This window comes from Mesorhizobium sp. Cs1321R2N1 (genome assembly GCF_037179725.1).
Classification (GTDB): Bacteria; Pseudomonadota; Alphaproteobacteria; order Rhizobiales; family Rhizobiaceae; genus Mesorhizobium; species Mesorhizobium salmacidum.
This window is the reverse complement of sequence record NZ_JAPYKP010000031.1, coordinates 41,780-50,212: the sequence shown is the minus strand read 5'-3', so window position 1 is coordinate 50,212 and position 8,433 is coordinate 41,780. Positions and strand designations below refer to the sequence as shown.

At 61.2% G+C, this 8,433-nt stretch carries 10 protein-coding genes and 2 pseudogenes; 2 read left to right on the top strand and 10 right to left on the bottom strand.

The genetic code is table 11. The annotated features are described in order from the left end of the window. A pseudogene (locus O7A61_RS11390) lies at positions 1-111 on the top strand (IS630 family transposase); the annotation flags it as partial. Positions 112-123: 12 nt separating this feature from the next. Here the strand turns inward: O7A61_RS11390 and O7A61_RS11385 are convergent. Continuing rightward, complete coding sequence (locus O7A61_RS11385) at positions 124-675, bottom strand: hypothetical protein (protein WP_337129858.1); 552 nt, start codon at positions 673-675, stop codon at positions 124-126. 32 nt (positions 676-707) lie between these two features. Beyond that, positions 708-2,150, bottom strand: a complete 1,443-nt coding sequence (locus O7A61_RS11380) for a DUF6035 family protein (protein WP_337129857.1) — start codon at positions 2,148-2,150, stop codon at positions 708-710. 126 nt (positions 2,151-2,276) lie between these two features. Between O7A61_RS11380 and O7A61_RS11375 the strand changes: the two are divergent. Continuing rightward, a pseudogene (locus O7A61_RS11375) lies at positions 2,277-2,749 on the top strand (DUF2938 domain-containing protein). 2 nt (positions 2,750-2,751) lie between these two features. Here O7A61_RS11375 and O7A61_RS11370 read toward each other — a convergent pair. The 8 genes from O7A61_RS11370 to O7A61_RS11335 form a co-directional block, all read right to left on the bottom strand. Further along, positions 2,752-3,336, bottom strand: coding sequence for a histidine phosphatase family protein (locus tag O7A61_RS11370; RefSeq protein WP_337129856.1), 585 nt, complete (start codon positions 3,334-3,336; stop codon positions 2,752-2,754). 41 nt (positions 3,337-3,377) lie between these two features. Beyond that, positions 3,378-3,911, bottom strand: coding sequence for a ribonuclease HI (gene rnhA / locus O7A61_RS11365; RefSeq protein WP_337129855.1), 534 nt, complete (start codon positions 3,909-3,911; stop codon positions 3,378-3,380). Further along, entirely contained in the window at positions 3,908-4,870 is a 963-nt protein-coding gene (locus tag O7A61_RS11360) for a homoserine kinase (protein ID WP_337129854.1), read from the bottom strand. The genes rnhA and O7A61_RS11360 overlap by 4 nt, the downstream gene beginning before the upstream one ends. A gap of 6 nt (positions 4,871-4,876) precedes the next feature. After that, entirely contained in the window at positions 4,877-5,887 is a 1,011-nt protein-coding gene (gene ispH, locus O7A61_RS11355; protein WP_337129853.1) for a 4-hydroxy-3-methylbut-2-enyl diphosphate reductase, read from the bottom strand. A gap of 70 nt (positions 5,888-5,957) precedes the next feature. Beyond that, positions 5,958-6,713, bottom strand: a complete 756-nt coding sequence (locus tag O7A61_RS11350) for an SURF1 family protein (RefSeq protein ID WP_337129852.1) — start codon at positions 6,711-6,713, stop codon at positions 5,958-5,960. Beyond that, entirely contained in the window at positions 6,710-7,096 is a 387-nt protein-coding gene (locus O7A61_RS11345) for a DUF983 domain-containing protein (RefSeq protein ID WP_337129851.1), read from the bottom strand. Before O7A61_RS11345 ends, O7A61_RS11350 begins: the two co-directional genes overlap by 4 nt. Beyond that, positions 7,089-7,469 carry a L,D-transpeptidase family protein gene (locus O7A61_RS11340; RefSeq protein WP_337129850.1) on the bottom strand — a complete coding sequence of 127 codons (381 nt, stop codon included), beginning with the start codon at positions 7,467-7,469 and terminating at the stop codon, positions 7,089-7,091. The genes O7A61_RS11345 and O7A61_RS11340 overlap by 8 nt, the downstream gene beginning before the upstream one ends. 81 nt (positions 7,470-7,550) lie before the next feature. Beyond that, a complete protein-coding gene (locus O7A61_RS11335; protein ID WP_337129848.1) occupies positions 7,551-8,432 on the bottom strand; it encodes a cytochrome c oxidase subunit 3 in 882 nt (293 codons plus the stop codon). Position 8,433 lies beyond the last annotated feature (1 nt).

Genomic DNA, 8,433 nt, shown 5'->3' with positions numbered 1-8,433 from the left:
GCCATCAGGACCATCGACGCCCTGTGGCAGGCCATTGGCGATATCTGCAATCTCTTCTCCCCAACAGAATGCAGAAACTACTTCGCTGCCGCAGGATATGGACTCACATGAAAGTCCGCCGCTCTAGCTTCGCACCCCCATGAGTGGCAGCGTTGGGTCCCTAGCCTTCCATCGGCGCCAAAATTCTCTGCACGTCGCAACGCCAAGCTCAGTAAGGGCGAAGCGCACACCGGGTTCGTTTGTTTGCTCGAGCAGCGCGAGCTTGATGAGAGGCGTGACACCGCCGTCCGAAAAAGGTCGCGCATACTGGTCATCGTTACCGACAACCCGCCAGCGGTTGCGGCCGCTAACAAGAACGCGTTCAAGCAAGTGCGGCGACGCGGCCCCTTGCTTCGAGTGGTCGCCGAGTCCTGCGCTGATTGAGAACAGTGTTTGACGGGCACGAGGTGATATCTCGATCCAATCGACGAAATCCTTGCCCTGATGTCCGCTTGGCGGCATGGCTTCGCCCCCATTGCGCCCGAGCAGGAACGTCTCCGTCAGCGCACGTTCGATCTCGCCGATGGTATTCTGAGACTGCCCGTATTTGCGCGCCATTCGATCACGCGCAATGATCCCGCGTGCCCGTTCCTTGAAATGCGCACGGAGATGTTTGTCGATCTTGGACGTTGTCATTCGTGCCACTCCGTGTCGCCCCAACAGATTTCTCACATTATTTCGACAGTGTTCTCTGCTGCCAGCAGTGCATCGGGTTGCACGCCGCGCTCAAATTTTAGCCTTGCCAAAAACCGGGTGACTCGAGATCCCACCTCTGGGAACAAGAAGCAAAGTGCTGGCAGCCATTCCTGATCGGGCATGAGCCGCGGGTCTGCCACCTTCAGCCTTTGCTTCAGTTTCTTGCTTCGATCCCGCCAGCGACCCTTGGTGTCCTGGCCATCGATTTTGTCCTGGTGGTTCGCAATCCCGAGTGCATGGCCGAAAGCTAGGACGTGCTGCGGATACATCTCTGCGACGTGATGTGCGACCTGCACCAGTTTCTGGAATTGCCAGCCAACCGGCTCACCCTTGAACGCGCTGAGCACCCCATGAATCATGGTGGAGAAGCTGCTGTTGCCGTCGGGCCGCTCGGGGATTGAAACACCGCGCGCGGCTAGCTTCCGGCGGAGGGATGCCCAAGGCTTCCCCGCATCTGACTCGGGGGGCACGTTTGCTGTCCATAAGGCGAAGAAGTCCGCTCGCAATTCTTCATCCATTGTCGAGCACAGTTCTTTTTCTGCCTTCTCAAAGTCGAAGAAGTAGGTGCGCTGTGTGTCCGCCTCCATCGTTAGCTCGGCAAACCGAACAACTCGCTCGGCCCATCGCTCCTTGTGCGTTTCGCCTTCACGATAGGGATCGCGAAAAAAACAGCGCAGATGAAACTCCCCGTTCGTTTCCGAAAGGCGGCAGGTTTCGTCATCGACGACGAAGACATTGGAGTTGTTGGAAAATAGAATGTCGTCGGTCGTCAGGCGGCGATAGTCGGGATGGAAACCGGCCATGATCCAGACGAGTTGCGCGCCGCCTTTGCGGTAGTCGTCTCGCCGTCCGACCACGACATCGAGAAATGTTGTCGAAAGCTGCGCCTCGAACGCGACGCGTTGCTCACCGCGCAATGCCTGGATGTCCGGTTGTCGCCACTGCGTCCGGTCCTCCGTGACATACCATCGCCTCTCTTGAAGAATAGATTCTGCGCGGAAGGTCGGGTCCGCCAGCAAGCTGCGTTCAATCAGATGTTTGATACGTCTGTGAGGCTCACTTTCCCGTAGCCCGTGATACTTGCGCGCTCGTATGTCGTCCCGAGAAAGGGCACTCCGCGTCTGTGCCGGGCACGACCCGTCCTCATGTCGATGCCGAAAGAAGAAGCGTTTCCCCGGACTGGAGACGAGATAAACGGCCGAAGGGCAGAGGGCGCATTTATAGAGCGGTGTGGAATGCAAGGCCGAGCGCACTTTGACGCGTTCTTCAATCAGGTGGTCGTAGCGAAATGAACGGATCAACTCATTTGCAGATCGATATTCGCCCGCGGCCAGGTCCAAGACCTCTATGATTTCGGGTTTTTCGACCGGCGACGCCAAGGAAAGCGGGTCGATGGTGATGTTGCTTTGCACCATGGCAGTCTAGTCTCTCCAGCCAAACTTGCAGCGAATCAAATAATAGCACCTAATAGTTGCCACCATCGATTGAGACCTTGCTTTGTTCGCGAATCGTCCCCGCCGGCTCCCGGAGGGGATTCCAACATGTTTGATATCTTGTGGCGCGCTATCGCGATCGGCGTCGGCGCTACCGTTCTGATGGATATCTGGGCGTTCTTCCTGCACAAGGCGTTTGGCCAGCCACGGCCGAACTGGGGGCCGGTCGGGCGCTGGGTCTGGCACCTCGGCGACAAGGTGTTTCATGACGATATCGGTGATGCGGCGCCCTACGCCCATGAGAAGGCGCTGGGCTGGGCTTTCCATTACTTCGTCGGCATCGTCTACGGCATCATCCTGGTGGTGCTGGCGGGCGCCGGCTGGCTGGCCTCCCCGACCTTCCGGCCTTCATCCTCGGCATCGTCACCGTCGGCGCCGGGTGGTTCCTGCTGGCGCCAGGCATGGGCGCCGGCTGGGCGGCTTCAAAGCGGCCGAACCCGATGCAGATCCGCGCCTTCAATCTGGTCTCGCACACGGTGTTCGCGCTCGGCCTTTGGGTTACGGCGCTGCTGATCCGCTAAAATCAGGGCTGTTCCAGCCTGTCGATCGGCTGCCATCCATGGATAACGTGGCGCGCACCGATATTGTAAGCAAAATAATTGCCGCCGCCCGACGGCTGATCCGCTTCGCGGCTGATCTGCCTGCCACTCAGCGACAGCAGCAGGAGTGTTCCCACGCCTCCATGGCCCACAACAGCAATGTTGCCGGCGCCGCCGGCATCGAGTACGGCCTCGACCTCGCTCACGATGCGCTGCTGCGCGTCGATGGCCCGCTCCCAGCCTCGAATGCTTTCGTGCGGATTGGCGAAGAACTGATCGGCGACCGCCTCGAACTCCGGAGGCGGCAGGAAACCCGTCGCCGACCGGTCGTTCTCATGCATCCGCGGCCTCACCTCTACGGCAAGATTTAGATGCCGCCCGAGCACTTCGGCGGTTTCGATGGCCTTGCGTTCGCCCGACGACACCACATGTCCGATCGATGCGATCCACGGCTGGTTCAGCATTGCGTGCGCCCTGGCCCGGCCGATGTCGGACAGGCCCCAATCCGGTACCGGAATGGTGGCGTCGATCTGAACCTGAGGATGGGTGATGTAGTAGGCGATCGGCATGACAGAAATTCTCCGGCCGGTCAGCCGCCGCGAACAGAAGCTCAATAGCTCTGGGTCGAACGACGTGCTTTCGTGACCAGCGGCTGCTTTGCCTGGATATCGGGCTTCGGTGCCGACACCGCCGGACTGAAAGGCCCCTTCTTGAACGGCGCCATGCCTTCCCTTGCCAGTTCGTCGGCACGCTCGTTCTCGGTATGGCCGGCATGGCCCTTCACCCAGTTCCAGGTGACCTTGTGGCGCCGGTTGGCCTCGTCCAGCGCCTGCCAGAGCTCGCCATTCTTGACCGGCTTCTTGTCGGCGGTCTTCCAGCCGTTCTTCTTCCAGCCATGGATCCATTTGGAAATGCCGTCCATGACGTATTTGCTGTCGGTATGAAGCTCGACCGTGCAAGGCTCTTTCAACGCGTTCAGCGCTGAAATGGCCGCCAGCAATTCCATGCGGTTGTTGGTGGTCTCGGCCTCGCCGCCGAAAAGCTCCTTGGTGGTGCCGTTGAAGCGCAGGATGGCGCCCCAGCCGCCGGGGCCGGGATTGCCAGAACAGGCGCCATCGGTAAAGATTTCAACCTGCTTGCTCATGCCAATCCATATTCCGAAGGAGACCTGATCGCCCGATGGAACCGCATCCTTCTGATGTATTCGGTCGGGTCGCGTTTCATCACCAGCCCGCCATCGGGGACGGTCAGCCAATCGTAAAGCCGGGTCAGCATGAAGCGCAGCGCCGAGCCGCGCGACAGCATCGGCAGCGCCGCCTTCTCCTCCGCGCTCAGGGGGCGCACGCTCTGATAACCGGCAAGCAATGCCTTGCCCTTGGTGAGATTGAAGGAAAAATCCTTCTCGAAGCACCAGGCATTGAGGCAGGTGGCGACATCGTAGGCGTAGAGATCGTCACAGGCGAAATAGAAATCGATCAGCCCCGATAGCTTCTCGCCCAGGAAAAAGACATTGTCCGGGAAAAGATCGGCATGGATGATGCCCTCGGGAAGGCCCTTGGGCCAGTTCTGCTCGAAATCGGCGAAGTCGGCATCGACCTCGGCCGCAAGGCCCGGCTCGACCTCGTCGGCGCGGTCGCGAGACGCATCCCAAAGCTTGCGCCAGCCATCGAGAGCGAGCGCGTTCGGGCGCCTCATGGAAAAATCGGCGCCGGCCAGATGCAGCGCGGCCAGCGCCTTGCCGACCTCGGCGCAATGCGTCGCGGCCGGTCGCCGCAGCGAAAGCCCTTCGAGGAAGGTGATGATGACCGCCGGCCGGCCGGCCAGCGTGCCGATGACGCTGCCGTCATGCGCGGTCACCGGCAGCGGGCAGGACACCCCCTTGTTTGCGAGGTGGCCCATCAATCCGAGGAAGAACGGCAGATCCTTCTTCTCGACCCGCTTTTCATAGAGCGTCAGGATGTAGGAGCCGCTGGAGGTGTGCAGCAGGAAGTTCGAATTCTCGGTTCCCTCGGCGATGCCCTTGTAGGACAGGAGATCGCCGACCGGGTAGTGCTTCAGGAAAGCGCCGAGTTCGCCCTCCGCAACGTCTGTATAGACCGCCATGGCCGTTCACGCGGCCCCGTTGACGAAGGCCATGTCGGCCGGCGTCAGTTCGACATCGCGCAATACCCGCATGACCGGAAAATCCTCTGTTTCGGTGGCCGTGATGGCCAGGTCGATGGTCACATCGAAACGCTGGCGGAACGCGTCGATGATCTCGTCGACGATGATCTCGGGCGCCGATGCTCCCGCCGACAGGCCGAGCGTCGAAATGCCGCCGATCTCATTCCACGGAATTTCAGCGGCGCGCTGCACGAGAAGCGACATGGCGGCGCCGGCGCGTTCCGCAACTTCGACGAGGCGGCGCGAATTCGAGGAATTGGGGGCGCCGACGATCAGATAAAGGTCAGAACCCGGGGCGGTGTCCTTGACCGCCTCCTGGCGGTTGGTGGTGGCGTAGCAGATCGATTCCGCCGCCGGCGCCTGCAAGTCCGGAAAGCGCTCCTGCAGCGCGCGGATGATGCCGGCGGTATCCTCGACCGAGAGCGTGGTCTGGGTGACGAAACCGAGTGCCTTGGGATCGGCCGGCACAAGCCGGGCAGCATCGGCTTCGGTCTCGATCAGCGTTACCGCGCCTTCCGGCAACTGCCCCATGGTGCCGATCACCTCGGGGTGCCCGGCATGGCCGATCAGCAGAACGTGGCGGCCAAGCCGCTGGTGACGCATCGCCTGTTTGTGGACCTTGGAGACCAGCGGACAGGTTGCGTCGAGATAGAACAGGTTGCGCGCCTGCGCGTCCGCCGGCACCGACTTGGGCACGCCGTGCGCCGAAAAGACGACCGGCGACTGCCGGTGTTCGGCCGGAATTTCGGAAAGTTCCTCGATGAAGACGGCGCCGAGGCTTTGCAGCCCCTCGACGACATAGCGGTTGTGCACGATCTCGTGGCGGACATAGACCGGCGCGCCATATTTCTTCAGTGCCAGCACGACAATCTGGATGGCACGGTCGACGCCTGCGCAAAAACCGCGCGGCTGGCAGAGCCGGATCGTCAGAGGAGGCTTGGCGATTGTGTGAAGCATTAAATCCTGCCGGTTCGTCAGCGCCGAAATGAGGTGCCCACCCCTGCCCTGTCAAGGGTATCGCTCGTATTCAGTCCTCTTTCGCCGGCCGGCGAAGCCGTAGGATGAGTACGGCGGCAAGCGCCGCGGCAAGCCCGTACCAGGTGACAGCATATTGCAGATGGCTGTTCGGCAGATCGATGATGGTGACGCCTCCGACCGGCAGGCCGCCTGGATTTGGCGTCTTGTCGGCATCGATGAAGATCGGCACCAGCGTGAAGCCGGCAGGCAGGCCGGCGCTCGCGGCCATGACGTCGCGGTCCTTCCAGTAGAAGATGTTCTTGGCCACGTCATTGTCGGGAAGCATCATGGAGGGCTTTGCCGGAAGCGGGTTGCGGGCAAGCCCGGTGACCGTGATCTTGCCCGCCACCTGTCCCTTGGTGCGCTTGGCGGCGTCCTTGAGGTCGTAGGGCACAAAGCCACGGTTGATCAGAACGAAACGGCCATCGTCGAGGGCTAGCGGTGTGTATACATTGAAGCCGGCATCCCCTTCCCAGGTCGCGTAGAAATGCCGTTCGCCGGAATGCAGGAAAGTGCCGGTAACCGTGACCGGCGTGTAGTCGACGTCGCCGGTCGAGGCGAATTCTTTCTCGACCTCGGCCAGCGGCAGCGGCGCCGAATGCGTGCGCTGGTCGATGGTCTCCAGCAGGCCTTCCTTCCAGTGCAGGCGCTGGATCTGCCATGTACCGAGCGCCAGCAGGACCAAGAACAGCACAAGGCCAAGGGCGAACAACAGTGCCGATCTCGGCCGCGAACGGCCGCCGGCCTCGACGGAAGCGTCGCTCATTCGCTGCGGTCCAGCCGGCCCTCGGCCGCTTTGTTGCGGTATTGCAGGGTGAGCAGCACGCCCTTGATCAACCGTAGCGCCGTCAGGCACAGCACCAGGGCCAATGGAATCCATATCAGCAGATGCAGCCACAGCGGAGGGCTCAGCGTCACCTCGACCCAGAGCGCCAGGCCGACGATGATGAAGCCGATGATCAGGATGACGAAGACCGCCGGCCCGTCGCCGGCATCGGCGTAGGAATAGTCGAGGCCGCAATTGACGCAGCGCTTGCCGACGGTGAGAAAGCCGGAAAACAGCCGTCCCTCGCCGCAACGCGGGCAACGGCCGTGCAGGCCGGCCGAGATCGGATCGATCGGAGGCCAGATCGCCCTATCTTCACTCATGGTTGTCTTCATTCACGGTCATTGCCCGATCGATCGGCGTCCAATCGGCCACCATTGCCCAGATTTCATCCATGTCGGAGTCCGTAACCCCAATGCAGCCATCGGTCCAGTCGACCAATTGAAGCAGCCAGCCCCACCAGCCGAAGCCATTGGATGGCCGTGGATCATGATCATGCCGCCGGGATCGACATTGCGTGCCTTCGCGGCCGCCAGATCCTTGGCACATGGATCGACTTGTGCGCGATGCTGGATTGCGCCAGTCGAGGATATAACGCCCCTCGGGCGTGCGCTGATCGCCCTCCTGGTGCTTGTGGCCGAAGGGATCCCCACCGAGCGAAACGCGAAAATTACCGAGATCAGCCGCATCTTCCATCGATCGATGATCATAGCGCCGAAAAGAAGAAGGCGGCCACGTCGCCGAGGCCGCCTCCCTAAATCGAATCCCAAGGCGGGATCAGTGACCTTCGATCACCGCGCCGACCGATCCCCAGACGTAGATCGAGGCAAACAGGAACAGCCAGACCACGTCGACGAAGTGCCAGTACCAGGCGGCCGCCTCGAAGCCGAAATGCTGCTTGGGGGTGAAGTCGCCCTTCATCGCGCGGATCAGACAGACCAGCAGGAAGATGGTGCCGATGATGACATGGAAGCCATGGAAGCCGGTTGCCATGAAAAAAGTGGCGCCGTAGATGGAATCCTTGAAGCCGAACGGCGCGTGCATGTACTCGTAGGCCTGCACCATGGTGAACAGCATGCCGAGGCCGACGGTCAGCACCAGGCCGTTGACCAGCCCCTTGCGGTCGCCATGGAGGAGCGAGTGATGCGCCCAGGTGACCGTGGTGCCCGACAGCAGCAGGATGACGGTGTTGTAAAGCGGCAGATGGAAGGGATCGAGAACGTCCATGCCCTTCGGCGGCCAGACACCACCGGTAAACGTGTGGCGCGCGTAGTTCTGCACCTCCCCGGCAAAAAGGCTGGCATCGAAATAGGCCCAGAACCAGGCGACGAAGAACATCACCTCCGAGGCGATGAACATGATCATGCCGTAGCGCAGGTGGAGCGACACGACGCGCGTGTGGTGGCCCTCATGCGCTTCCTTGATCGTGTCAGACCACCAGGCGAACATGGTATACAGGACGATCACGATGCCAATGAAGAACAGCCACGGATTGGCGATGTTGAAGCCGAAGATCGGGAAGGAGCCGCCCTTCAGGTATTCCATGAGGCAGACACCGCCAAAAGCGGTGACAAGCGCCCCGACCGATCCCACGAAAGGCCACGGGCTAGGGTCGACGAGATGGTAGTCATGGTGTGGTTTTGCGTGCGCGTCTGCCATA

What these genes read in the sequence shown, in the direction of transcription:
- O7A61_RS11360 (WP_337129854.1), bottom strand. Translation starts at nt 4,870, where the DNA reads ATGGCGGTCTATACAGACGTTGCGGAGGGCGAACTCGGCGCTTTCCTG.
- O7A61_RS11385 (WP_337129858.1), bottom strand. Translation starts at nt 675, where the DNA reads ATGACAACGTCCAAGATCGACAAACATCTCCGTGCGCATTTCAAGGAA.
- O7A61_RS11340 (WP_337129850.1), bottom strand. Translation starts at nt 7,469, where the DNA reads ATGGAAGATGCGGCTGATCTCGGTAATTTTCGCGTTTCGCTCGGTGGG.
- O7A61_RS11335 (WP_337129848.1), bottom strand. Translation starts at nt 8,432, where the DNA reads ATGGCAGACGCGCACGCAAAACCACACCATGACTACCATCTCGTCGAC.
- O7A61_RS11380 (WP_337129857.1), bottom strand. Translation starts at nt 2,150, where the DNA reads ATGGTGCAAAGCAACATCACCATCGACCCGCTTTCCTTGGCGTCGCCG.
- rnhA (WP_337129855.1), bottom strand. Translation starts at nt 3,911, where the DNA reads ATGAGCAAGCAGGTTGAAATCTTTACCGATGGCGCCTGTTCTGGCAAT.
- ispH (WP_337129853.1), bottom strand. Translation starts at nt 5,887, where the DNA reads ATGCTTCACACAATCGCCAAGCCTCCTCTGACGATCCGGCTCTGCCAG.
- O7A61_RS11350 (WP_337129852.1), bottom strand. Translation starts at nt 6,713, where the DNA reads ATGAGCGACGCTTCCGTCGAGGCCGGCGGCCGTTCGCGGCCGAGATCG.
- O7A61_RS11345 (WP_337129851.1), bottom strand. Translation starts at nt 7,096, where the DNA reads ATGAGTGAAGATAGGGCGATCTGGCCTCCGATCGATCCGATCTCGGCC.
- O7A61_RS11370 (WP_337129856.1), bottom strand. Translation starts at nt 3,336, where the DNA reads ATGCCGATCGCCTACTACATCACCCATCCTCAGGTTCAGATCGACGCC.